The sequence below is a fragment of the Flavobacterium sp. LB2P53 genome (genome assembly GCF_003970305.1).
GTDB lineage: Bacteria > Bacteroidota > Bacteroidia > Flavobacteriales > Flavobacteriaceae > Flavobacterium.
In genome coordinates, this window is the sequence record NZ_RYDG01000002.1 from 106,673 (window position 1) to 132,449 (window position 25,777).

Genomic DNA, 25,777 nt, shown 5'->3' on the forward strand with positions numbered 1-25,777 from the left:
CTTTACAATTGGTCTTTATAATAGGATAGAATGAACTGATTGGCAAAATTTTCACCTTTTGCGTTTTTCACCACAGATTCCTCTGTAAATAGAAATTCTTCTAAAGTGATTTTAACATGATTTACAACTGATTTCAAAAATAATTGAATCCCTATATTTGTCTCAAAATCAAGTAACAATGTGTTGTCAAAATGAGCCCAATTTACAAGACTAGGAATGCTTCGTTGTTTTCTCCAAATCGAAAAAGCTTCAAATAATAGAATGCCATCCATTTTATAAAAAGGCATAATTTCAGTTTTACTTACGATCCATTTTGATTTTGAAAGTAGTACTCCGTTATATTCAACCCTTGGAAAAAAATCATAATGCGTTTCTAAAACACCCCAACTGAAACTGTAAATAGGCTTTACATCTTGCGACTGTAAATCACATAAAAAATGATAAACAGGCAGCGATTTAGTAACATAATTATGGGCATTTGACAAACAAGGAATAACTTCTTTATTGTGTTTCTTAGATCGCAAAATAATTTTGTTGTTGCGTATCGAAATCATTAAATCATTTAAGTCAATCGTGTAGTCTTTAGTTGCTGCCGAATTAGCCAAATAGGCAATTTCAAATGCTCTTAAAACAGGTCTTCTTAATATATTACCAGTTCTTGATTCCGGAATATGAACAATCTCTGCTAAAATTTTATCAGAATGATAGGTCGCTTCTTTGGCTACAACTTCATTGGTTAAATTGAAAATAGCATCATTTCCATTACAAAAACGCCCTAATAGTTTGGCGGCACTAACATCCCCCGAAGATTCAATTGATATGATTTCTTTTTCTTGATGCAATGCAATTTCAATCATTACCGAGAAAGTAGCTGGTGCATTATTCCAACTAGGATCAAAATCCGGAAAATCCTTTTCAGAAAGCGATACTGCTTCTTCATTTTTAAGAATACATTGCTGAAGTTTCTTCTCCATTATAAAATCATAAGCCGTCCAAGGTTCGAGGATTGTTTCTTGAACTTTACTTTTAAAAGAAAAATGCTCCAAAATCTCATGCGTATCATTCATTTCAGAATTTTGAAGATACCCAATTCCCGTTTCAGTATCTAAAACAGTTGTCAAAGGCATTTCTCTTGATTCATTCCTTTGTGTGAATGCTTTTATAAAATTAGTATGGTTTTCAGACTTCTTTTGCTTTTGAATTCCGTTTAAAAAACGAACCGCTTGGAAGACTTTATTTTGTGAACTAGTACTCAAAGTATTTACGGAAGCGGTCGTATTTAAATCAGTTTGAAAAAGATATTTTTCATCAAACTCCACACCTGTTTTCTCAATTAAATCCTGTATCGCTTCATAGTCTTTTTCAGAAGGAACAAGCGTTTGGTCTAATACTAAAAATTGAGTTCTTATACTTTGCAAAAGTTGAGAATCTTTTTTTAAGTTCGGAATTTTATCGATGATAGAAAAAACGCGTCCCCATTCATCACTACCTGTAACTGTTGCATCCAATTCACTTACAAGAAACTGAAAATCGATAAGCTGATTAATATATTCTAAAGCTTCTGCGGTTTCAGAATCATCATCGGCAAGAAGACAAACCATTTCATCAACAGTCATCCCTGATGTTGCTTTAAGCACTAATTCACTTAAAAGGGCTGTTTTTCGCAATGCTGAAATGGTATGGACTCTTTTTGTTTTTACATAGTTGTAATCAACATAGCGGTAAAAATCCCCAAGAGCATAGATCGAATTATTAGGATAATATTTAAGATAAGGTATAACTTCTTCTCTTTTAGCAAATTCTCGTAATAATGCCACCCAAAATTGCATGTCAAATTGTGTAAAACGACTAAAATTTTCAGTTGAATTGAGTATAATGTTCGTTTCAGAAGCTATTTTTCCAACTGAACAACCCGCAAATAACCCGAAAGGAGTACAACGAGTTGATATTCGCGCAATGTATTTCAGTAAACTAAGCTGCAAACTCTCCCTTTTTTTAGGTGATACACTGGAAGGATCAGCTTTCCATTTTTTTAAAGCTGTTAGTAGTTCCGGTGAAGCCATACGAATGGCTTCTCTAACATAAGGGTTTTCAAACTGCAGCAATAAGGCCTCTTCGGAATAATTTTCCAATAAATCAAAATAGAAAGGCAATGGAAATAAAGGGGTTCTTAAAACATAGTGCGAGAAAGGACGAACTTGATAGTGGTGCATTATCGTTTCTTTTTACTCACTTTCTCAGCGAGTTGCATCGCGTTATAGACATTTAATACTTTTCCTGATTTAGATAATTCACTAAATTTGATTTTTTTGCCCTCTCCACCAGGGACCAAAACGTCTAAATCGTAAGCCGTTCCTGATTCTAGAATAATTTGTTTAACCTCCTTAGCTGTTAGTTTAGGATAATACGACCATATTAAAGCCGCTGTTCCAGAAACCATGGGTGCTGCAAGTGAAGTACCTGAATCATAGCCATAACTATTGCCTGCGGTTGTGGTATAAATTTTATCTCCAGGAGCAAATAAATCTACATTCTTCTTGCCGTAATTTGAATAAGAGGCCACAAAAGTACTGTCTGCTTTTGCAGTAGTGGCGCCTACATTGATAAAATTATCTACGACTTCTTTTGCATCATCCTTAAATTCTGTATCTGACGGATAATAAGGGTTTTCGTCAATATTGAATTTATTGTTACCCGCAGAATGTACAATCAATACATCCCTTTTCATTGCATACTTTAATGCTTCTATTACCAATTCTTTATATAAAGAAAATTCTTTACCAAATGACATATTGATAACCTTTGCACCATTATCTACTGCATAATATATCGCATTAGCTATATCCTGATCGTATTCATCACCTGATGCCGAAATTACTAACGGCATTATCTTGAAATTATTTTTTGCAATCATCGATACAATACCTGATACCTTAGTTGAATGATTATGCGTAGATCTTTTGCCTGCCTTGTTTTCTGAGATAGTCGCATTTCCATATCCTTTACTAACTAAATAAGGATTGCCTTTAATATATATTCTTTCATCAAAATTTACATTTAGATTTCTGTTGACTATCGAATCTATTCGAACCCTTGTATCTAAAGCTTCCTCAATTGTATTCTCTCCTGCTTGCAATCTTGACTTTATAAAACCTATCATTGCACCAATATCATAATCCTTGTCTTCACGTCTTTGTTTAAAAGTTTTATCATTAATTTTATGCTTGAGATACAAACTATCTAATTCCTTGATTGAATACTTTTCATTAGGAAAATATCTTTTTAAGCTATCTTTTGCTATTTGATAATTATCAACAATGTATTGTTGTGATTTTAACCAGTTGTCATAAGCTCCAAATTGCTTGTTATAAGTGTTGATTATACGTTTATATTCATCACCGCCTAGGTTTTGAATAGTTAATTGAGGATTAGAATTAGCGTTCAAAATTTTCAAAAATCTTACAAATTCAAAATTAACCCAAACTAAATAACCATTATCTCTTGTTCCTATAAAATTCCAACCATTAATATCGTCTACATAGCCATTTTTATCGTCATCTATACCGTTAGAAGGAATTTCATGTTTATTGAACCAAATATTATTCTTTAAATATTCATGATTAGTATCTAATGGAGTGTCAATTATAGCAACCACAACATTATTGTTTCGAACTTTACTTTTAGATGTTTTTTTGACTTGAATAAAATCAATGATAAAAGCATTTTGATCTTTATTGACTTTATGAAACCAATTTAAAGAATCTAAACTTCGCCAACCAGAGCTAATTGATTCATTTTTTAAAACATAAACTCCATTTTTTTTTGTGGCACAACTTAAAATTATACAGACTAAAAAAATTAAATAAATATTTTTCATTTTTTTAAGTTAAAGTTATTGGGAGGAGGCATTAAAGAGTCAGTTACAGTTTCAATGTCACCAGTCAATTTTAAAAAACCACCATTTATTAAATGTAAGTTATCCAATTGAGCTACTTTCATTTTTTCTAAATTGAACTTTGATTGCGTTTTTGTTTGTTTTTTTTCTGTTTTCATGTGATAAAATTATTTATTTATTATACAAGTTGCAAAAGTAAAAGCTTGGCCTGATAATAGCTAAAAAAAATTAAAAGTTATTGGCGGAATTCCGTGAATTCCGATAGCGCTATATAAAATAATTAACTGAAAACGAAATAGTTATGAATATTTTTCATTTTCTAGTGCTTTTAGAAAAAAAGTAGGCTTAATCTTGTTTTTCTTATAAAAAGCCGCAGCAAAAGCTTCGGCAGAATTGAATCCAAACTCCTTCGCTAAAAAAGGCATGGTGTAATTTCGTAATTTCGTTTGGGCTTGCAATTGGTCAACCGCATGTGTAATTCTCAAATCGTTAATATAATGCACAAACGTTTTTCCTTTATGTTCATTAATAACATTAGACAAATATTTTGTATTTGTATTTAACTGCAAAGCTACTTTTTGAATGGTAATCGTATTCTCTAAATATCCCTTATTGCGTTCAAAGTAGACTAACTTCTCTAATAATTGCTCCACAACCTCTATTGCTATACCTCGTGATTCTTGTGATTTACTTTCTTGTTTAAAATCATCTTCCTTTTTTATAGCACCAGAAGGCTGAAAATCAACTGATGTAGGACGAATAATTGCTTCAAATCGTTTTTGATATTGTTTTTTTGAATAAAATTGGTAGCCTATTAAGCCTCCAATACCTACTATTAGAATCAAAATCCATATAAAATATCTAGATTCATTGTTTTGCAAGGATTGTACAAGGGATTCTTTTTCTGCAAGTAAACGAGGAGTGTCATATTCTTTGACTAAAACTTTATTTAAATGCTTATAGTTTCTTTGTAATATGCTATCAATACTCATAAACTTATTCAAGAATTTTAATTGATTTTCTTTGTCTCCAGTTTTTTTGTAATATTCAATTAAATAGGAATACCCACTTATAAACTCTGGTGTAATTCTTTTATTTAATAAATACATGGAATCTACTTTGATAAAATTTTGAATCGCTTTCTTTTCACTACTCATACCAGCGTACGACTTTCCTAAATAAAAATAAGACGCCAGTATATTACCAAAATTTTTATCTAATATTATTTGAGGCAATGCCTTATTTATACTATCTAAAGATGCTTTGTAATTTTTCTTTAACATTTCATTTGCACCTTCATTTAAAATAAAATATGGTATATAAAACTTATCGTTGGTTATAATCGATTCTTTGTACCCTAATTTGTTATAAAAACTAGCAGAGTCTAAATTCTTTAATGATTTGTGCGCATCGGCAATCACAAATAAAAGATTGTGATAATCGCTACTGTATTTTAAAGATGATATGTCTTTTTTTCTTATGTAACTTAAACATTCACGATATAGTAGCAATGCCTCCTCTACTTCACCTAATTCCTCTGACCTTAAAACACCAATTGACCGCTTGATATAAAAATTTAAATCTTCATTATTGTCTTTAGCATATTTTTCTGCTTTGAAATAATTAGCTAAAGCCTTGCTATACTTAAATTGCATTCTTAACTCATATGCCTTTCTAGAATAAGACAATGCTGGAAAATTATAATCATTTTGATTAGTTGAATAGGCAATAGATGAATCAAGGTATTGTATTGCTTTATTTCCTTTGTATAATGTTGATAAAAGATAAAAACCCCGTGAAAGACTTAAATTATTTTTTCTAGAATAAGATTTAGAAATGATTTCCGAAATAAATGTTTTCTTATTATTATCACTTTTCTGTAAAATAAACTCTTTTTTTAAATCTTCATACGAATCTTTTCCGATAAATTTATCAGCCGTTTGCGCCAATAAACAATAAGGAAACAGTATTAAAAGCACTATTTTAATAAAACGTTGGTTAGTCATTACAGTAGATTTTGCACAAAAATACAGCAACATCACTAAAATAATCTTAAAAATAATGATTTTTTTACATTATTTAAATAGCATATTTTCAGTGATTTATAAAATACAATTTGTGGAATTCCGTGAATTCAGTATCGGAATTCAGGAATTCCGATAACAACAGTTTGCTTAGAACCTCTTCTTACTCTAGTTTTGGCACAAAGAAAGTGAAAGCGTTTGGAGTAAGACGTTACTTTTAAATGTAGATTACTTTCCTAAATCAATTGGCCAATTACAAGGGAATAATTCAGCTGTACTGTAACCCTTTCAAAAAAAACAGAGCATGAGGTTTTATGTAAAGGTATTTGTTCCTCAAAAAACAAAGCATAAGGGAATAATTCAGCTGTACTGTAACCCTTTCAAAAAAAACAGAGCAAGGAGTTTGAAAGCTATGGTCTCTAAAAAAAACCAAGCACAAAAGTTCTCGAGAAACTTTTTATTGAAATGAAATGTGTAATTTTAAAAACTTAAAAAATGAATTTAGATAATTTGAATTTAGTGGAGCTTAATGCTCAAGAAGTTAAAGGAACAGAAGGTGGGTTTATACCTCTTCTAATATGGGGAATAGCAATATCTGCTGAAACTGTAGCTACTGCATTTTGGGTAGGAGTTGGTGTAGGTGCAGCAGTTGCTCAAGGACAAAAATAATGTTAAATATCAAAAAATTAAAATATGAATTTAGAAGCGTTGAATTTAAAGGAAATTAGTATCCAAGAGTCCAAAGAGACTGAAGGAGGTTATCTTGCTCCAGCAGTGATAGCCGTGGCTGCTGCAGGGGCTACAGTTGTTGGCGTTGTTGTTGTAGGTGCTTTAGTTGGATATGGCGTCTATAAATTTGTAGACTGGGCAACATCATAAAATTAACACAATGACTTATCATAAAATAATGCAATACTTAGCTCCTTATTGGTTTAAGATATTTATCATAGGTATTGCTTTAGGAGCGTTAATTGCTCATATTCAAAAGTTAAAAAATAACTTTTAAATCAAGATTTTTATTGTGAGACTGCCTATTTTATTAGGCAGTCTTTTTAGTATTGAAATAGTAATCAGTTAAAGGAAATTTGTTTGTTGGATTGCAGGTTCTCCATGTTTTTATTATCTATACAAACGTGTCTTATAAATTCACTAAAAAAAATGAACTTCAGTCAAGATCCCATAAACACTCTCGAAAACCTTATCGCAAAAAACAAAACCAAGAGTATTTCTATTTACTTGGTCTTGATTCTGGCTATACTTATTTTTCTGGCACTATTGCCTGTCATCAAAATAGACATTAGCAGTCAGAGTCGCGGTATCGTGCGAAGTACTACTGACAATGTTCCAGTAAGTAGCTTAGTGAATGGCAAAGTAACTTTTATAAAAATAAAGAATAACCAAGTAGTGCAACAAGGAGATACCCTGATTGCCATTACCCAAGAAAATTTAAATACCGAGAAAGCCAATAATCAAGTGACGGCGGCTACTATTCAGGATCAAATTCATGATTTAACTCAAGTTACACAAGGCAGGGCTACGGGTTTTAAAACACTTGCTATGCAGCAAGAGTGGCAGAGTTACAATAATAAAAGAGAGGAATTGCAAAGCAAAATTGCCCAATCAAAAATAGTATATGACCGAAACAAACAGTTGCATGATAAGGGCATAATTGCCAAAGCTGAATTTGAGAAATATAGTTTTGATTATACGTATGCTCAGCAAGCACTTTCTGGTTTAGAAAAAAACCAACGTAGCCTTTGGCAAAACAGCAAACGAGAGCTACAAATGCAACTTCAAAACCTAAACGGCACCCTAGAAAAAATAAAAGTAGAAGCGCAAAACTATTATATAACAGCACCATTATCTGGAACTATAGAAAATTTCTCAGGAATTCAAGCTGGTTCTTTCTTGAACGCCTCTCAACCTATAGCCTCTATTTCGGCAATAGATCAATTGATTGTAGAAAGCACCGTTTCACCAAACGATATAGGTTTAATTAGAAAAAATCAAAAGGTGAAATTTCAACTCGATGCTTTCAATTACAACCAATGGGGTTTGCTAGAAGGAAAAGTAATCGATATTGACCGTAATATTACCATTCAAGGGGAACAAGCTTTTTTTAAAGTACGATGCGCACTGAATACTACCGCAATGCAATTGCAATCCGGTTACAAAACCCAAATTACAAAAGGAATGACCCTAACCACACGATACATCATTACAAGAAGAAGCTTATTTGATTTATTGTTTGACAAAGTCGATGATTGGCTCAACCCAAAACAAATTGCATCCAAATCTTAAACTGGTAAAATTTTATAAAATAATTTATACTCTCTGAGAAAATTCTAAAGTCTTTTTTCTATCATCTATACTCTTATAATGGCTTCAATAAAAATAAAACAACATGATATTAAAGATTGTGGTGCTGCTTGTCTCGCTTCTATTGGCAATCATTACAAAGTTAATCTGCCTATAGCGCGCATTCGTCAATTTGCGAATACCGATAAAAGAGGTACCAATGTGCTGGGGATAATTGAAGCTGCCGAAAAAATGGGTTTTTCTGCCAAGGGAGTAAAAGGAGGCATAGATGCTATTGATAAAATTCCGCTCCCTGCTATTGCTCACATTATAGTAAAAGAACAATTGCATCATTATGTGGTGATTTATAAAGTTGAATCCTCCCCTAACCCCTCCAAAGGAGGGGGAACCATAACGGTAATGGATCCCGCTTTTGGCAAAATGGAAACCTATACGTATGAAGAATTTCAAAAAATCTGGACTGGTGTACTGATTCTTTTTGCACCGAATGATGATTTCAAGGAATATAACGAAAAAGTTACTCCATTAAAACGCTTTTGGGATTTGGTACAGCCACATAAAACCATTTTAATTCAGGCTTTGGCGGGTGCCATACTTTTTACCGTTTTAGGATTGGCCATGTCCATCTACATTCAAAAAATTACCGATTATGTTTTGGTTGAAGGCAACAGAAACTTACTCAATTTGCTGAGTGTTTCCATGATTTTTATCATCATATTGCAAGCCTACATCGGTTCTCAAAAGAGTGTTTTTGTTATGAAAACGGGGCAATTGATTGATGCCAAATTAATTTTAGGATACTATAAACATTTACTCCATCTTCCGCAACGTTTTTTTGACACGATGCAAGTTGGAGAAATCACATCCCGGATTGGCGATGCGGTAAAAATTAGATCTTTTATCAATGAAGTGGCGATTGATATGATTGTAAATATCTTCATTGTGATTTTTTCCTTTACCTTGATGTTTACCTATTATTGGAAATTGGCCTTGGTGATTCTGCTGGTGATTCCATTTTATGGAGCTATTTATTTTATTTTAAATAAGTTCAATAAAAAAGTGGAACGCGTTATCATGGAGAATGCTGCGGAATTGCAAACGCAATTAGTCGAGAGTATTACCCATATTAGAACGGTTAAAGAATTTGGAATTGAAGAATTTTCAAATTTAAAAACAGAAAACAAGTTTGTTAAATTACTTTTTACTGGCTACAAATCTGGACTAAATGGTCTTTTTGCTGGGACTTCAACGCAGTTCTTGGCCTCTATATTTACAGTAATACTTATGTGGATAGGTTCTGGTTATGTAATTGACAGAGCTATAACTCCAGGTGAATTGTTTTCATTCTATGCATTAATTGGCTATTTTACCTCACCAGTAGCATCATTAATTGGGATGAATAAAACCGCTCAAAATGCCTTAATTGCCGCAGATCGTCTATTTGAGATAATGGATTTAGAACGAGAAGAGACAGAAAATAAAGTCGAATTACAAAGAGAAAACATAGGAGATATAAAATTCGAAAATGTAACGTTTCGTTATGGCTCCCGAACAGAAGTTTTCAAAAATTTTAATGCGGTTTTCAAGAAAAATGAAACCACAGCTATCGTTGGCGAAAGCGGAAGTGGTAAAACGACACTGATTTCACTGTTGCAAAACTTATATCCCATAAAAGAAGGAAAAATTTATATTGGAGAATATGATTCTCAATTCATACATTATCAGAGTTTACGGAATTGCATTGGTGTCATTCCGCAACAGCTCAATCTGTTTTCGGGAAATATTATCGAAAACATTGCTTTAGGCGATTCATTTCCAAATATTCAACGCATTTTAGATTTGTCCAAACAATTGGGAATTACAGAGTTTGTGGAGAAATTGCCCAATGGTTTTGAAACTCAAATTGGTGAAAATGGCGCCATGCTCTCTGGAGGACAAAAACAACGTATTGCTATAGCAAGAGCCTTGTACAAAAACCCGGAAGTGTTACTAATGGATGAAGCAACTTCTTCATTAGATACTAATTCAGAGCGCATTGTAAAAGAAGTGATTGATAATTTTAAATCTCAGGGGAAAACAGTTATCGTCATTGCCCATCGATTGAGTACTATAGCTAACGCAGACACTATTTTGGTAATGGAAAATGGCACTATCGTGGAGTCCGGAAATCACACGGATTTATTAGAACAAAAAGGAAAGTATTATGATTTATGGGATAAACAAGGATTGGTTTAAGAAAAAAAAGATTATTAAGCAATTCCCTTAGAAACAAAAAAAGAGTCACGCATAGCGTGACTCTTTATATATTTTGAATCAATACTTTATTACCCATTCAACGCTTCGGCACCACCAACAATCTCTAAGATTTCGTTAGTAATAGAAGCCTGACGTGCCTTATTATATGTTAATTTCAATTGATTTCTCATTTCCGTTGCATTATCAGTTGCTTTATGCATCGCAGTCATACGGGCTCCGTGCTCTGAAGCAAATGAATCCCGAATTCCTTTATACAATTGTGTTTTTAATGATTTTGGAATTAAAGTCAACACGATTTCTTCTTTTGAAGGTTCAAAAATATAATCACCAGTTGAAACTGTAAGATCAGATTTTATAGGTGCCAATGGCAAAAATTGTTCGGTTTGAACGATTTGTGTTGCGGCATTTTTAAATTGGTTATAAATCAACTCAATTTTATCATATTCTCCTGAAACGAATTTCTCCGTTAATGTATCCGCAATTTTAGCTACAGCATCAAAAGTCAAGTCATCAAAAACAACGCTTTGATTATCAACCACTGAATGTGTTTTACTCAAAACATCATTTCCTTTTTTGCCAATAGCAAAAATATCCACTTGCTTCCCTGTATAAAATTCAACACGACTTTTTGCTTCTTTGATTGCATTCGTATTAAAAGCACCCGCTAAACCTCTGTTAGAAGTTATTACAACTAATAATACTTTCTTGATCTCTCGTTGTATGGTAAACTCTCCTCCTATCTCACCATCAAGCGTGGCAGAAAGATTTTGCAATAATTCCGTTAATTTTTCGGCATAAGGGCGCATTGCTGTGATTGCATCTTGTGCTTTCTTTAGCTTTGCTGCAGAAACCATTTTCATTGCCGATGTAATTTGCATCGTAGATGAAACGGAAGTAATTCTATTACGGATTTCCTTTAAATTTGCCATTTTATATTAGTCTAATGTCGTAAAGTCATAAAGTCTAAAGTCCTCAAAAGCAGATAAACTGACTTTAAGACTTTCGACTTTACAACTTTTGACTAGTTTTAGTTATATTTTGCTGATAATTCTTTTGCCACAGATTCAATTACATCTGTAATTTCGTCTGTTAATTTTCCTGCTTTTAAAGCGTCAAGAGTTGCTCTGTGTTTGTTGTTCAAGAATTCCAAGAAATCTTTCTCAAATTCTCTTACTTTGTTCACAGGAACATTTCTCAATAAGTTTTTAGAACCAGCGTAGATAATTGCAACTTGATCTTCAACAGTATATGGATCGTTCAAACCTTGTTTCAAGATTTCAACGTTTCTTCTTCCTTTTTCAATTACATTTAAAGTAACGGCATCAAGATCAGAACCAAATTTAGCAAACGCTTCTAATTCACGGAATTGTGCTTGATCCAGTTTCAATGTACCTGCTACTTTTTTCATTGATTTTATTTGAGCATTTCCTCCAACACGAGATACCGAAATACCTACGTTAATTGCCGGACGAACCCCAGAGTTAAACAAATCTCCATCAAGGAAAATTTGACCATCTGTAATAGAAATTACGTTTGTTGGGATGTATGCAGAAACGTCACCAGCTTGAGTTTCAATAATTGGCAGCGCCGTCAATGAACCACCACCTTTTACAATTGATTTCAATGAATCTGGTAAATCGTTCATGTCTTTAGCAATTCCATCATCTGCAATTACTTTACAAGCACGTTCTAATAATCTACTGTGAAGGTAGAAAACGTCTCCAGGATATGCTTCGCGTCCCGGTGGTCTTCTCAATAACAGAGAAACCTCACGGTATGCAACCGCTTGTTTAGATAAATCATCATAAACAATTAAAGCCGGACGACCTGAATCTCTAAAATATTCTCCAATTGCAGCACCTGCGAAAGGAGCATACACTTGCATTGGAGCTGGATCAGAAGCATTTGCAGCAACAATAATGGTATATGCCATTGCGCCTTTTTCTTCTAACATTTTAGCAATTCCTGCTACAGTCGAAGCTTTTTGTCCAATAGCAACATAGATACAAAATACTGGTTTCCCAGCATCGTAAAATTCTTTTTGATTTAAGATAGTATCGATACAAACAGTTGATTTACCTGTTTGACGGTCACCAATAACTAGCTCACGTTGTCCACGACCTACTGGAATCATAGCATCTACTGCTTTTATTCCTGTTTGTAATGGCTCAGTAACGGGTTGACGGAAGATAACTCCAGGAGCTTTTCTTTCTAACGGCATTTCGTATAAGTCTCCACCGATTGGTCCTTTTCCATCAATAGGAAAACCAAGTGTGTTTACTACACGACCTACCATTTGTTCTCCTACTTTAAGAGAAGCAATACGTTGTGTTCTTTTAGCAGTTGAACCTTCTTTGATTCCTGTAGATGGTCCTAAAAGAACTACACCTACATTATCTTCTTCAAGATTCAAAACAATAGCTTCTAATCCATTGTCAAATTCAACTAACTCTCCATATTGAACATTCGAAAGCCCGTAAACACGAGCAATACCATCTCCAACTTGAAGTACTGTTCCTACTTCTTCTAGTGTAGCACCAGATTCAAAACCTTCTACTTGCTTTCTTAATATTGCTGAAATTTCAGCAGGTTTGATTTCCGCCATCTTAATTTATAATTTAGACACTTAAATGTGCAATAAAACTAATTACTTAACTCTCTTTTTAATACTTGTAATCTGTTGGCTACTGAAGCATTGTATTGCTTGTCGCCTATTCTAAGAATAAATCCTCCAATGATTGAAGCATCTACTATATTTTCTATTGTGATTTTTTTATCCGAAAGTGTTGCAATTTTAGCCAAAACTTTAGCTTCTAATGCTGCATCCATAAGAATCGCTGTAGTAACCTGCGCTACTTCAATACCATTCATAATATCCGATAATTTACTGTACTCTATGGCAATTGCTTCTAGAATTTCGAATCTTTTGTTTTCAAATAATAAATGAAACAACCCTTGAGTTACGCCATTTATACCGGCAAAAACTTCTAACAGTGCTTTTTCTTTTACCTCCACTTTCATGGTCGGGTTTTGAATAAAAGTACTCAATTCTAAATTACCCTTAATTGTCGAAGCAATCAATTTCATGTCGTTATTTACAACTTCGGCAACACCTTTTGAGTTTGCTAAGTCTAGAATTGCTTTTGCATAGCGAATTGCTGCTCTTGTACTTGCCATAATTGTTAGTTTAACTTTACATCACCTAACATTTTCTCAACTAATTTAGTTTGAGCTTCTTTGTTAGATAATTCGTCTTTCAATATTTTTTCTGCGATATTCAATGACAATGTTGAAACTTGTAATTTCAATTCGGCCATGGCTGCATTTTTTTCACTTTCAATTGCTGCTTTCGCTTGCTCGATCATTTTTAATCCTTGAGCCTGTGCTTCATTTTTTGCATCAGCAACCATTTTCTCTTTTATTTCACGAGCGTCTTTAAGCATGTTGTCACGCTCTAATCTTGCTTCTTGTAAAATACGTTGGTTGTCAGCTTGAAGATTTTGCATTTCTTTTCTAGCGTTTTCAGCAGATAGTAAGGCATTTTTAATTCCTTCTTCTCTATCATTAACTGCATCCAGAATTGGTTTCCAAGCGAATTTTTTTAACAAGAATATCAATCCTACAAATATTACTATTTGCCAAATAAACAAACCAAACGAAAAATCATTTATTAACTTATCCATTATATCTAATTATAAATTTTAAAGTATGAATTGCTTTTAATCGCAATTTGTAATGTTTTAATTTTAAAAACAATAGTTACAACCAACCGTTGTAACTATTGTTTTTTTTAGTTTTAATTAAGATGCGAATAACGCAGCAAAACCAATACCTTCAATAAGTGCAGCTGCGATAAGCATAGCTGTTTGGATTTTTCCAGAAGCTTCTGGTTGACGAGCAATAGCGTCCATTGCTGAACCACCAATTCTACCAATACCTAAACCCGCTCCGATAACGATTAAACCTGCTCCTACAATAGTTGGAATTTCCATAATATATAAATTAAAAATTAAACATTTTTATTAATAGTCTAAAGTTGTAAGGTCGAATGTAAAGTCAAGGTGACTTTTAAACTTTCAACGTTTGACTTTCGACTTAATGGTGAGCCTCTTCGTGATGATGCTCTTCGTTTCCTGCTCCAAAATAAAGTGCGGATAACATAGTGAAAATATACGCTTGTAAAAAAGCTACTAATATTTCAAGAATCATAAGCACAAATGCCAATCCAAATGACAAACTGCTTCCAATCCAACTTTTAAAAATAAACATTAAACCAATGATACTCATCAAAACTACGTGTCCTGCTAAAATATTAGCGTACAAACGGATCATTAATGAAAATGGTTTGATGATGGTTCCCAATAATTCAATTGGCGCCAAAATAAATTTCATTGGAGTTGGCACCCCTGGCATCCAGAAAATGTGTGCCCAGTAATTTTTATTGGCTGAGAAAGTGGTAATTACATACGTCAAAATAGCCAGTGATGCTGTTATAGCAATATTTCCCGTTATATTGAATCCCAGTGGCGTTAACCCTAAAATGTTTAGAAATAAAATAAAGAAAAATATCGTTAACAAGTAACTCATGTATTTCTTATAATTTTTTTCTCCAATATTTGGTATGGCAATTTCGTCTCTGACATACAAAACAATCGGTTCAAATATGCGTCCGGCTCCTGAAGCGATTCCTCCGTTTTTAGTATATGATTTTGCTAAACCTTTAAACAAGATAAACATTAAAATGGCGACAAACAAAATACCAACCACACTTTTAGTGATGGATAAATCAAGTGGCGTTACATTAGTAGGATGACCATGTTCGCCTTCTGTTAAACTTCCGTCCGCAGCTGTTTTGTATATTTTTTCGTGGTGCAATACGTAGAAGTTTCCATTGTGTTCTGCTGTTTCTTCACCATAATGAAATTTTGAAGAAGAAAATACTTGCAAACCATTGTCCCAAAGGATAACAGGCAATGAAAAACCATTATGTGATCCTGATTCTTTATCCGCATTGAAGGTAAAAGAATGTGAATCTAAAAGATGATGATTGATAAATTCCTTAATTTCAGATTTTACATCTGTTGGTTCAGCATGAGCTCCTTCAGCTGCCTCATGAGCAACTTCTGTTTTTACTTTCACAGAATCCTGTTCCGGATTTGCAAAACTAATTAAAGGAAGACACGCTACTAAAGTCGCTACTATGAATCTAAGTGGTTTGTTTGAAATCACCATAACAGTTAATTATCTTAATTTATTACGTTTCTGAAATTTGGTGCAAATGTACATCTTTTATTAATATGCAAAAGAATATAAAAAATTATTTTTGATGGATTTGTTCCTTAAAAAATATATTTATTGCTTTTCGTTTAAGATACGTATTGTTAATATGGTTTCGATTGCTAAAAAGAGAATAAACATTATAAAAAAATTAATTTTCTCTATTGATTTAATTTCAATTGTAACCCGCAATATAGGCTTTAAAATCAAATAACAAACTATCATTTTGATACTGGTGCTCAAAAGAAATGACATGCCTACATTATCAAAACTTCGTTCTTTCACTTTCAGCAAAACCACAAATACCATAATTGACAACGCCAAGAACAGCAGGTATAGGGTTTCTATCGAATAGTAAAAAGTGGAGTCATTTATGTGCAAAACATAAAAAATAACTCTATGAATACCGTAAGCCAATCCCGCAAGCACCAATAAAGGCAGCAGTGGTTTGTATTTTTTTAAATTCATTGTATTTGTTTTTTGCCGCAAAGGCACTCAGGCGCAACGTTATTTTAATTTGTAAAATCGGAACGTGTTACGATTGGTTTTTACGCTTTTTATTTTGAAAAATTACTGCGTTTTATTGATTTCGTTTACCTGACGGATTACATTGTACAATGCCAAAACCACGCCAACCATCACTACAATTTTACTGTAATATACTCTTGGATGGGGATAATTCTCGTCTAACCAGTCCCCAAGATAGGAAAACAAAAATATGATAACTCCCATTTGAATTGGAATATTAATGAACTGCAGCCATTTATTCGCTCTTTTCGGGGGTGGTTTGTTGTCCATCGTTTTGCATTACATTTTTAATATTTGTTTTCATGGCACAAGATGCACTAAAATCAGCGCCTGGCTCTACTGCTAATTTCCCTACAATAACTTCTCCATGAATACTGGCCTTTGATTTTACATTCAATACTTCGGTTACCTGAATTTTACCTTCAAATTTTCCTTCGATGTCCGCATTTTTGCATACAATATCTCCAGTGACACTTCCTGCGGGTCCAATCACTATTTTTCCTTCTGACTGAAAATTACCAATTAAATTTCCGTCTAATCTAAAATCAGCCTGCGAAATAATATCGCCTTTTATCGTAGTTCCTTCAACAATCCGATTCGTTTTTCCTAAAAGATCGGTATAGGATTTTGCTTTTTTATCAAACATAATTATTGCTTTTTTGGTACCAAATACGTTTCGAGATTTTTCTTGATTTGGATTACTTTGTAGTTTTCACCTGAAACCACTATTGCGGCATCCGTGATTTTATATTTTATGTTCTCTGCTAAAACCAATGTTATGTCAGTTGCATAAACCCGTGATTTTATACCGTGAATGGTAATGAAATTTTCTTTCTCCGTATAAATATCATAGGAATAATATAGTTTCTGAAGATTTTCACTGGCTATGAACATTTTAATTTTTTCTTCCACTGCTTTTGTGTTTTTATCGTCACGAGAACCTACTTGATATAGAATTTTCCAATTATTTGAATCCGTTGTATTCAACTCCATTTTCTCTAAAAACGGGATTTGGTCATTCAAAATAACCTGTGCTCCTTTGCCTTCTTCGCTATTTGGATAATTATCAGCCACCTCTTGTAATGCGTTTTTGTAGGCCGTCACACCTTTTAGTTTTCCAATGGCACTTGCTTTGAGCAATTCGAATTTAGATACAATATCCTCGCCTGAAAATTGAGTAATCAAGCTGTCTGAATGCTCTATAACGGCAATAAATTGCTCTTCTTGGAATGCTTTATACCACTTAGCATAGACGCTTTCCGGGGTTTCGGTTTGAGAAATTGCATCCGGATTGGTGTTGTTAATTATTTGTGCATAACGCGAATCCGGAAACCGAATTGTTATCTTCTTTTTCATCGCAGTTGCCATGTTTACATCGGTGATTTGATATAATTTATACAAATTATACATCGCTGGAAGTACCAGCTTTTCCTCTGGATTATTGTTTAATAATTGTTCCAGTTTTGCAATAGCCAAACTATTTTCTTTGAATTTTTCCTTATAAATAATACCCAATTGATAGTAAGCAAAATTACGTTCTTTGGCTATACTGTCTAACTCGATTTGTGCCGTAGGAAGCTGTTTCAGGTAAAAATCTGGTGTATGTTCTTCTATAATTTTATTTGATTCCGTTTTCTTTTCAACGGATTGACTGTCCTCAACCGAAGCAGCAGCCAAAGTTGGGTTAGCATTTCCTGATGAAAGTCTCCAATTCCCATTTAAAGTCCTTTCGCCCCAATTTTTCTTGAAGTCTACTTTTCCAAAAGCAACTGTTGTAGGATTATAAAAATAGAAACTACCCGCTGATTGGGTCGTCGCGCTGGGAATGGTTGGTGGCATCATGGGTGATTTCCGAATGGGTTTTGCGGACTCTTGATCTGAAGCCGAACCTGCCGATCCAATCGAATTATTCCGCTCTATGTTTTCCTGTTTTGCTTTATTTTGCTCCGCTAAAAGTCTTTTGGCCTCCTCTTTTTCTTTTAGTTGAACGATATACTTTTCAAAATAAGTTTGACGATCCGCAGGGTTCATCGCCACCACATTCAGGATGCTGTCATTTCGCTTTGCAAGCGCTTCATACAAAATGACCTCATCGAGATTGCTTCTTATTTTTTGTATTTTATTAAACTCCCTTAATTTTGTATTCAATTTAACCAAGGTACTGTCATAATATTTTGCCGCCACAGGATAATCCGCATTTCTAAAATACAGGTTTCCTAAATTTCTATAATTTGAAGCTACTAAATAGGTGTCTTTTGAACTGGTCTTTAACGAGGCGTTATAAAAATCTAAGGCTTGTTCCTGTCTGTTTTGTTTATCATAAAACACTGCCATTTGATGAAAAATCATATCTTTATAAGGCCTGTTCTCTCTGTCTTCTATTAATTCATCGTAGGTTTCAACAAAAGAATTAAAATCTCCCTTTTCATAATCAAACAATTCGGCTTTTTTGGCATGCGCCTGAATGACAAATCTTCTTTCGGATTTTCGGTTCATGTCAATCACGGATTGATAGGATGCAACCGCGCTGTCTTTGTATCCTAATCCCTGATACAGTTGTCCCAAAACAAAACGGTATCGTGCTTTTTCCTGATTTATTTTAGTGAATTCAATCGCGTTTTTGATCTTAGCAACAGCGCTGTCTTTTTCTTCTAAATTAAAAAAAGAAGCGGCCAAAAGGGCATTTGCATCCGCAAAAACTTGATTTTTCAGGTCGTGATCTTCTACTAATTTACTGATGTTTTTTATGACCAAAGCATCATTTCCCAGACGCATGTTTGTTTTTTCCCGCCAAATTTTGGCTTCATAAATCTTGCTGCTGTTTGGATATTTGTAGAGAATGTAATTGAAAGCATCGAGTGCCGGAACAAATCGCTGGTCGTAATACCTGGCTTTTCCAAGCATCAGATACGCTTCGTCTATTTGACTGTTTTTTTCTCTGCCACCAATGTTCATCGAATGTTTTTGAATGGCTTTGGTCGCTTTGGCTTCTGCCAATTCAAAATCGGTATTTTTAGGTTTTGTTGTGGAAGTAAAATCTTCTACAATTTGCATTTTTTCTACCGGCAGAAGTTGCCAAAAATCATCATCGCTATTGGCATTTACCGCCAGAACTCCTTTCTCCAATCCTACTTGACCGTTATATAAAATATTATACTTGGTACTTAACGCGTGTGAATTTCTTGCCATAAAAGTATCTCTCTTGGTAGAACAGGCTGCCAAAAAAGAAAAAAAGAAAAAGAAAAATAACTGCTTGAATCTATTGATTTTCAATGGAAAACGTTTTTTATCAATTAACTAGTAAATACCCGTTTTAGTATATTTAGTGGTAAAAATACATTTCTTTTTGCTATCGTGAAAATTATGGTGTTATATTTCGGTTTTCCTATCGTGCGTAAGGGATGGAAGCGGCATCCCTCGCTTTTTAGCGTGGATACAGCGTACAGCCCGACCCGAAGTTGCGAGGAGGAACGACGAAGCAATCACGGAGGGTTACGCCCAAAAAAAACCGCTAATTCGCAAACTGAACATTTAAATTAATAAATGCAATTAGCAAATTAGCGGTAAAAGTTTAGTCTACGACTGTTGCGTTGAATTTTAAACGGCAAAAAATAGTTCTAATTCCTTTAAGGTTTCCTCCGAAGTTTGAATGTCTTTGACCACTTCGCCTTTGTGCAGCGCAACAATCCTGTTGCTGACCTCAACGGTGTGCAGTAAATCGTGGCTAGAAACCAGAACGGTTACTTCCGGATTACCCGCTAAATCCTTGATGATTTTTTTTAATCGAAATTGGGTCGTGGGATCTAAATTGGCAAACGGCTCATCCAGAATAATGACTTCCGGATTCCCAATTAAAGTGGCGATGATGCCTACTTTTTTCTGGTTCCCCTTGGATAAATCGCGTAAATATTTCTTGTTATTGAGGATTTCTCCGTTGAAAAACTCTTCGTGTGTTGCCAGTAAAGCATCCACATCGGCTTTGTTTTGTCCGCGTAAATCGCCAATGAAATAAAAATATTCTTCGGGCGTTAAGTACCCAATAAGAAAGCTTTCGTCCAAGAAAGAAGCGGTGAACGGTTTCCAGTTTTCGCTGGTGTTTACCTGAATGTCATTATTGATAATATTTCCCGTTGATGGCTGAATTAAATCTAATAAAAGACTGAAAAAAGTGGTTTTTCCGGCACCGTTATTCCCTACTAATCCAAAGCTTTCGCCTTTTTTTATTTCTAAAGTATCTATTTTTAATACGGTTGTTCCGTTGTATGTTTTCGAAAGGTTGTTTACTTGTATCATTTTTTGAAGTTTAGTCGGTTAACTGGTTGTTTGGATAATGTGATTGCTATTTATCCTTTTTGTTTGTAAGCCGCAATGGTTGCGTATTTCTCTGATTTATAGATTTTTTCAATCAAGGTGAAAACTTTGTCTTTGAATGCAAAACCTATTACTCCTGCCGAAGCCACTATGGCTAATCCCACATTAGCACCAGCTAGAGTAGAACCGGCCCAATACAGTAAAACGGGCAATCCTAATTGCGGCAGTGAAATTAGCATCGTTTTTACATTGAATGCTTTTTTATCTCCAAAAGCGCCTTTCCCGGAACTCAAATCGATTGGTGTTTTAGTGTACGCGCCGCCCAATAAAACTAAATGAGAATTGACTCCAATGTTATAAATGGCACCCACAATAATGGTTAAATATACCTGCCATCCAAAGTAAAGATAGAACGAAGCAATGGTTGTAGTCACAATTGTAGCAATTACCATCAGCCACCATTTAGAACTCAAATAGCCTTTGTACGGAATGTTTTGCGTCATCATTAACGGATAATACGCGCTGTCCCAACTCGGTACAAATTGTCCGAAGGTGATTAAGAATCCACCCGAAACGAATATCCCCGCAAAAATATGCATTGTAGGATTATTATACGCTTCAATCCCATTAGTGAAGAAAAGAAAGCCATAAAAAAGGAACATGACGCTCAATCCCACAGTGGTTTTAGAACGTTTGTTTCTTTTGATTAATTTTATGTCGTTTTTCAAGAAGGTTCCTATGGTTCCAAATTGGTTTAACCAAGTCAGCTCTTCTGTTTTGGCTTCATCATGTTTGTTTGACAACCCCGCATCGAGGTATAAATTCTTTTTGAAATACTGAAAAGTAATATAATATAGTACGATTAAAACCAAAACCGGAATAGCAAAAACCCAATACGTATTGAAAATAGCATTAAAAAATGGCGCTGTAAACTCCGTAATATTAAAGAGTCCGTAATAGTGTAATCCTCCTAAAATAGCAGCTATTGCCAAGAAAATGGCAAATAAATTATCTTTATTACTCAGTAGAATATTCAGAAAATTATTGCTGAACAGCAAAGAAAATAGTGCAGTGTACCAAAGCATTACGGAAACTACATCGTATCCTTCGATAATTAAAACAACACAAAACGGAATCAGGAAAAAACAGTGCACCAAATTGAAGAAGGACAAAACCGTCTTCCCTAGTGAGAAATGAACAATTGTTGATTTTTTTATGGGGAAAATCAACATAGGACGAATGTTCATTACCGGAATTTTTTGCAACAGCAATCGGATGATTAGATCCATCAACACATAATAAATCATGAATTGATTCACGGTAACAATTGGGTCCAGATTCATTTTCTTCAGAATATAAAAGGCCCCGACTCCTAATGCCAAGAAAATTAAAATGAAATAAATGGCAACAAAACCCATCAGGATTTTCAAAGCCAAATTAGTTGCGAAGGAAGCTGACCTAAAAAATGCTTTCCATTCGAGATAAAGAAATTTTTGAATCATAGTTTGGTTCTTTTGGTTTTATAGTAGGTAGTCAAAATGAGAAAACGTTACAAATTTTCTAATTTATATTCCGGATAGGTTTGTTTTAAATAGGCCTCAGCTTTGGAAGGGATTATTTTTAATACAATGAAAATCGCCAAAGACAATGAGACTATAAACAAGGTTATGCAAAATAGTGCCAAGTCACTTGGATTTGAAATTCGATCAATTCTAATGATATTAAAAAAATGAATGGGCAAAATCATTAACCACGGAAAAGTTCCATAATTAGATAGTGTCTTTTCAAAAAGCCAAATTTTTCCCGTTTCCTGCTTGCGCTTCTTCATTTTTCTGTTTTCAAAAAACAAAAAAGTCAGCATACTACTAATTAAAAAAAGCATCGTTGCGGTAAAAATCTCTTTTGTATAATATTCTTTAAGAAAATAAAACACTGCTAAAATCAAAAACCCAGTTAATATAATTTTAGGTATCGTAAAAAACCCTTTGAAATGACTCCATACGATACGGTTGTATTTTTTTCCTAAAACTACTTGCCGACTTTCTACCACATCCATAAACCCAAAAACACCAAACTTCCTGAACTCTTTATGTAGAACTTCGTCAAAAGTAAGCTTGGGATTCTGCTGCCATTCAGTTTCAATGGCGTTTGCCAAATGATCGACTAATTCCGTTTGCAAATCATAATATTCTACATAATGCTGACGGGTAAAAAAGTAGAGTTGGTCTATTTGTTCGGCGGTTAGTTTCATCTTCAAAAAAAATTAATTCAATTGATATTGTTTTTTGATATTCACGATTGTCTTTCTTTGAAGGTGAATTGCTGTAACTGAAATCAAAATTCCTAATACCCAAATGCAACAAAAGAATAATACTAACCATTGGTATTGGAGTAATTCTTGTCTCAGTGTCGTAGTTGCACTCATTCCCAAAGAAGGAAAAGAAAATACCCAAGGATTAGGGTTTAAGGTTTCTAAAGTTAAAAAAATCTTACCATCAATTTCTTTGCTTTTCCACCAGTAATATAACGATGGTAAACCAATGAGTAATAAAGAACTAAATAATACCGCTAAATATTTCTGAGGACTAACAAAATAAGCTGAAAAAGTATAAGCGAGATATACTAAAAGAATACTTCCAAAAATTTTAGGAAACTTTAGGTATTCAATTATCATTTTCCATTGTACTTTTCTGTACAATTTTTGCAAAATACGTTTTCTTTCCTCTTGAATCGATTTAAAACTAGAATCCCCTACAAACTTATTTGCAGCATTCTGTTTCACTTGCTCAAAAGTTAGTCTCAAATCTTTCTCCCAAATTTCCTCCATACTACTTACCATGTGATCTGTGAATTCTACTTGTAATTCATACCATTTGATATCAAAGGATTTGATATAATTGGATACATAGTCTATTTGTTCGGTGGTTAGTTTCATGGTTTGGTAAAGGATAGTGTTTTTTCAAATTCAAAATGTTTATATGCCAATTGCAGGTAAATTCCCGTGATTAAAACATAAGTTATTACAGAAAAAACAGATACAAAAGCAATTTTAGCATCTGGATGATTTAACATTACTGGAAATAAACCAATCCCTATCATAAAAAGAAAGATGATGAGACCAAAGCTTTTTTTCTTCATCAAATAGCTGTAGGTTGTTTGGATCTTTGATTTCCAAATTAAACCCCAAGCCAAAATAACCAAACAAAATTCGACAAGAACAAATGACCTCAAGGCTCCTTGGATATTTGCCAGAACTAATCCATAGCTTGAATTTCTAACAAACACCATTAATGAGAGCGTAATCAAAGAAGAAATTGTAATTACAGTAATTAATTGCCTTTTTACTATTTTATGACATTTGACAGTCATTATTCTAGGGTTTGTAAAACCTATCAATCCTGAAAAGGATGGCTGTAATTCTGGTTTCCATTTCTGTAAAACTTCATCAAAAACAACTTCAAAAGAACTTTTTTTATCGCATAATCTTTCTTCTATCTCTGAAGCAATATGATCCGTAACTTCCAGTTTGATGTCGTAGTACTTAAGACCGTTTAAAACTAAGGTTTCTTCTATTAAAGCTATTTGTTGGGTGGTTAGTTTCATCTTCAAAAAATTAAAATTCTAATTTTGGACTTGGGTTCACTAAACTCTGCATATTCCGAATGAAATCTTCGAGTTCTGAGAGTCGGTTTACGGTTTCCTTGCTTCCGCTCTCCGTGAGTTTGTAATATTTACGCATGCGGTTATCCACTTTTTCGATCTCTACATCCAGCAAACCTTCGGCTTCCAGTTTGTGCAAGGCCGGATACAAAGCGCCTTCGGTGATGTTGAGTTCGCCTTGGGTAATTAACTTTACTTTCTGAGTGATTTCATATCCGTACATCTTGCCGTTTTCTTCGAGCAATTTCATGATAATCGTATTCAGACTTCCTTTGTATAATTGTGAGTTTTTCATTTTTTTGTCATTGAGCGTTTTGGAATCATCTCGATTGTACCTAACAAATATACATAAGAAACTTATACATAACTTAATGATGTATGTTAAATTTCAAATATTTTGAATTCAAAAAACCTATTCTGTTTACTATATTTGCAAAAAAAACAACATGTCGTCATTCTATAAATTAAACATTAAAGAAGTTAAACGAGAAACCACAGACTCGGTTTCGGTCTTATTTAACGTCCCATTAGAATTTAAAGCTTTTTACACCTATCTGGCTGGTCAATACACAACCTTAAAATTGAAACTTGACGGTGAAGAGATCCGTCGTGCGTATTCCATTTGTTCTTCTCCGGAAAGCGGCGAATTGCGAATTGCGGTAAAAGCCGTAAAAGGTGGTGCATTTTCTCAATTGGCTAATACAAAACTAAAAGCGGGAGATACCCTGGAAGTAGGAACTCCAGAAGGAAAATTTACCTTTGTTGCTGATGCGGATCGCGCCAGAAATTATGCAGCTTTTGTAGCCGGAAGCGGAATTACTCCGGTTTTATCCATCATTCAAAGTGTTCTCAGCAGCGAACCTAAAAGCAGTTTTATCTTGGTTTACGGAAATAAAACTCCAGAAGAAACCATGTTTCACCAACTATTACATGATTTACAACAAAAATATGTAGCTCGTTTCTTTGTTCACTATGTATACAGTCAGTCCAAAATTGAAGGTGAATTATTCGGCAGAATTGAAAAATCAACCGTCAACTTCATTTTGAAAAATAAACACAAAGAATTAGAATTCGAAAAATTCTATTTGTGTGGTCCGGAAACAATGATCAATACGGTTTCGGATGTTTTAAAAGAAAATAATGTCAAGGAATCGGCTATAAAATTTGAACTTTTCACTCCGTCTGCCGAAGAAAATCAAATAAAAAAATCATTGGGTGGACATACCAAAATCACGATTATGGTGGATGATGAGGAAACGACTTTTGAAATGTCACAAAAACAAACCGTTCTTGATGCCGCTTTAAAACAAGGCCTTGATGCTCCGTACTCCTGCCAAGGCGGAATTTGCAGCAGCTGTCTGGCTCGCATTACCTCCGGAACTGCCGAAATGACGAAAAATTCTATCCTTACCGATAAAGAAATCGCAGATGGACTTATTCTTACGTGTCAAGCGCATCCTACTTCAGAAAGCATTTATGTAGATTATGATGATGTTTAGGAAAACTG

The 25,777-nt window shown here is 34.0% G+C and carries 25 protein-coding genes; 5 read left to right on the forward strand and 20 right to left on the reverse strand.

Annotated features, from left to right (window positions below):
* Nucleotides 1-2 precede the first annotated feature (2 nt).
* The 4 genes from EKL95_RS02970 to EKL95_RS02985 all read right to left on the reverse strand — a co-directional run bounded on the left by EKL95_RS02970 (nt 3) and on the right by EKL95_RS02985 (nt 5,901).
* Entirely contained in the window at nt 3-2,213 is a 2,211-nt protein-coding gene (locus tag EKL95_RS02970; RefSeq protein ID WP_126457792.1) for a lantibiotic dehydratase family protein, read from the reverse strand.
* Entirely contained in the window at nt 2,213-3,877 is a 1,665-nt protein-coding gene (locus EKL95_RS02975) for a S8 family serine peptidase (RefSeq protein ID WP_126457791.1), read from the reverse strand. Before EKL95_RS02975 ends, EKL95_RS02970 begins: the two co-directional genes overlap by 1 nt.
* Nucleotides 3,874-4,053, reverse strand: coding sequence for a hypothetical protein (locus EKL95_RS02980; protein WP_126457790.1), 180 nt, complete (start codon nt 4,051-4,053; stop codon nt 3,874-3,876). Before EKL95_RS02980 ends, EKL95_RS02975 begins: the two co-directional genes overlap by 4 nt.
* 141 nt (nt 4,054-4,194) lie before the next feature.
* The gene (locus EKL95_RS02985) at nt 4,195-5,901 is read right to left on the reverse strand and encodes a helix-turn-helix domain-containing protein (protein WP_158614838.1); all 1,707 of its coding nucleotides are present in this window, start codon (nt 5,899-5,901) and stop codon (nt 4,195-4,197) included.
* Between the two features lie 513 nt (nt 5,902-6,414).
* Here EKL95_RS02985 and EKL95_RS15120 point away from each other — a divergent pair.
* From EKL95_RS15120 to EKL95_RS03005, 4 genes are all read left to right on the forward strand, one after another.
* Nucleotides 6,415-6,588, forward strand: coding sequence for a bacteriocin (locus tag EKL95_RS15120; RefSeq protein ID WP_231507447.1), 174 nt, complete (start codon nt 6,415-6,417; stop codon nt 6,586-6,588).
* Nucleotides 6,589-6,612: 24 nt separating this feature from the next.
* Complete coding sequence (locus EKL95_RS15020; protein WP_091259184.1) at nt 6,613-6,798, forward strand: hypothetical protein; 186 nt, start codon at nt 6,613-6,615, stop codon at nt 6,796-6,798.
* Nucleotides 6,799-7,077: 279 nt separating this feature from the next.
* Nucleotides 7,078-8,220 carry an HlyD family secretion protein gene (locus EKL95_RS03000; protein ID WP_199736771.1) on the forward strand — a complete coding sequence of 381 codons (1,143 nt, stop codon included), beginning with the start codon at nt 7,078-7,080 and terminating at the stop codon, nt 8,218-8,220.
* 78 nt (nt 8,221-8,298) lie between these two features.
* Nucleotides 8,299-10,473: a peptidase domain-containing ABC transporter gene (locus EKL95_RS03005; protein ID WP_126563516.1), complete on the forward strand. Its 2,175-nt coding sequence runs from the start codon at nt 8,299-8,301 to the stop codon at nt 10,471-10,473.
* Nucleotides 10,474-10,562: 89 nt separating this feature from the next.
* On the opposite strand, the gene atpG is transcribed toward EKL95_RS03005, so the two are convergent.
* From atpG to EKL95_RS03085, 16 genes are all read right to left on the reverse strand, one after another.
* Complete coding sequence (gene atpG / locus EKL95_RS03010) at nt 10,563-11,423, reverse strand: ATP synthase F1 subunit gamma (RefSeq protein ID WP_126552881.1); 861 nt, start codon at nt 11,421-11,423, stop codon at nt 10,563-10,565.
* Nucleotides 11,424-11,521: 98 nt separating this feature from the next.
* Entirely contained in the window at nt 11,522-13,099 is a 1,578-nt protein-coding gene (gene atpA / locus EKL95_RS03015) for a F0F1 ATP synthase subunit alpha (RefSeq protein WP_126457785.1), read from the reverse strand.
* A gap of 38 nt (nt 13,100-13,137) precedes the next feature.
* Nucleotides 13,138-13,671: an ATP synthase F1 subunit delta gene (gene atpH, locus EKL95_RS03020; RefSeq protein ID WP_126455011.1), complete on the reverse strand. Its 534-nt coding sequence runs from the start codon at nt 13,669-13,671 to the stop codon at nt 13,138-13,140.
* 5 nt (nt 13,672-13,676) lie between these two features.
* Entirely contained in the window at nt 13,677-14,177 is a 501-nt protein-coding gene (locus EKL95_RS03025) for a F0F1 ATP synthase subunit B (protein WP_126455009.1), read from the reverse strand.
* A 117-nt stretch (nt 14,178-14,294) separates the two neighbouring features.
* Nucleotides 14,295-14,486 carry an ATP synthase F0 subunit C gene (atpE, locus tag EKL95_RS03030; RefSeq protein WP_073353856.1) on the reverse strand — a complete coding sequence of 64 codons (192 nt, stop codon included), beginning with the start codon at nt 14,484-14,486 and terminating at the stop codon, nt 14,295-14,297.
* 103 nt (nt 14,487-14,589) lie between these two features.
* Nucleotides 14,590-15,726, reverse strand: coding sequence for a F0F1 ATP synthase subunit A (gene atpB / locus EKL95_RS03035; protein ID WP_126563517.1), 1,137 nt, complete (start codon nt 15,724-15,726; stop codon nt 14,590-14,592).
* A gap of 120 nt (nt 15,727-15,846) precedes the next feature.
* Nucleotides 15,847-16,239, reverse strand: coding sequence for a hypothetical protein (locus EKL95_RS03040; RefSeq protein WP_126561349.1), 393 nt, complete (start codon nt 16,237-16,239; stop codon nt 15,847-15,849).
* 102 nt (nt 16,240-16,341) lie between these two features.
* Nucleotides 16,342-16,569, reverse strand: a complete 228-nt coding sequence (locus EKL95_RS03045) for an AtpZ/AtpI family protein (RefSeq protein ID WP_126455003.1) — start codon at nt 16,567-16,569, stop codon at nt 16,342-16,344.
* On the reverse strand, nt 16,535-16,945 hold the full coding sequence (locus EKL95_RS03050; RefSeq protein ID WP_126457781.1) for a polymer-forming cytoskeletal protein: 411 nt from the start codon (nt 16,943-16,945) through the stop codon (nt 16,535-16,537). The genes EKL95_RS03045 and EKL95_RS03050 overlap by 35 nt, the downstream gene beginning before the upstream one ends.
* 2 nt (nt 16,946-16,947) lie before the next feature.
* Nucleotides 16,948-19,572 carry a tetratricopeptide repeat protein gene (locus EKL95_RS03055; RefSeq protein ID WP_158614839.1) on the reverse strand — a complete coding sequence of 875 codons (2,625 nt, stop codon included), beginning with the start codon at nt 19,570-19,572 and terminating at the stop codon, nt 16,948-16,950.
* A gap of 324 nt (nt 19,573-19,896) precedes the next feature.
* Nucleotides 19,897-20,592 (reverse strand): ABC transporter ATP-binding protein, encoded by a 696-nt coding sequence (locus EKL95_RS03060; RefSeq protein ID WP_126563518.1) that lies wholly within the window; start codon nt 20,590-20,592, stop codon nt 19,897-19,899.
* A gap of 50 nt (nt 20,593-20,642) precedes the next feature.
* Nucleotides 20,643-22,112, reverse strand: a complete 1,470-nt coding sequence (locus EKL95_RS03065; protein ID WP_126563519.1) for a DUF5687 family protein — start codon at nt 22,110-22,112, stop codon at nt 20,643-20,645.
* A 47-nt stretch (nt 22,113-22,159) separates the two neighbouring features.
* On the reverse strand, nt 22,160-22,861 hold the full coding sequence (locus EKL95_RS03070) for a hypothetical protein (RefSeq protein WP_126563520.1): 702 nt from the start codon (nt 22,859-22,861) through the stop codon (nt 22,160-22,162).
* Nucleotides 22,862-22,873: 12 nt separating this feature from the next.
* Nucleotides 22,874-23,545 (reverse strand): hypothetical protein, encoded by a 672-nt coding sequence (locus EKL95_RS03075; protein ID WP_126563521.1) that lies wholly within the window; start codon nt 23,543-23,545, stop codon nt 22,874-22,876.
* Nucleotides 23,542-24,213: a hypothetical protein gene (locus EKL95_RS03080; RefSeq protein WP_126563522.1), complete on the reverse strand. Its 672-nt coding sequence runs from the start codon at nt 24,211-24,213 to the stop codon at nt 23,542-23,544. The genes EKL95_RS03075 and EKL95_RS03080 overlap by 4 nt, the downstream gene beginning before the upstream one ends.
* 10 nt (nt 24,214-24,223) lie before the next feature.
* On the reverse strand, nt 24,224-24,565 hold the full coding sequence (locus tag EKL95_RS03085; protein WP_126454994.1) for a PadR family transcriptional regulator: 342 nt from the start codon (nt 24,563-24,565) through the stop codon (nt 24,224-24,226).
* A gap of 151 nt (nt 24,566-24,716) precedes the next feature.
* Between EKL95_RS03085 and EKL95_RS03090 the strand changes: the two genes are divergently transcribed.
* Nucleotides 24,717-25,769: a ferredoxin--NADP reductase gene (locus tag EKL95_RS03090; RefSeq protein WP_126563523.1), complete on the forward strand. Its 1,053-nt coding sequence runs from the start codon at nt 24,717-24,719 to the stop codon at nt 25,767-25,769.
* Nucleotides 25,770-25,777: the final 8 nt, after the last annotated feature.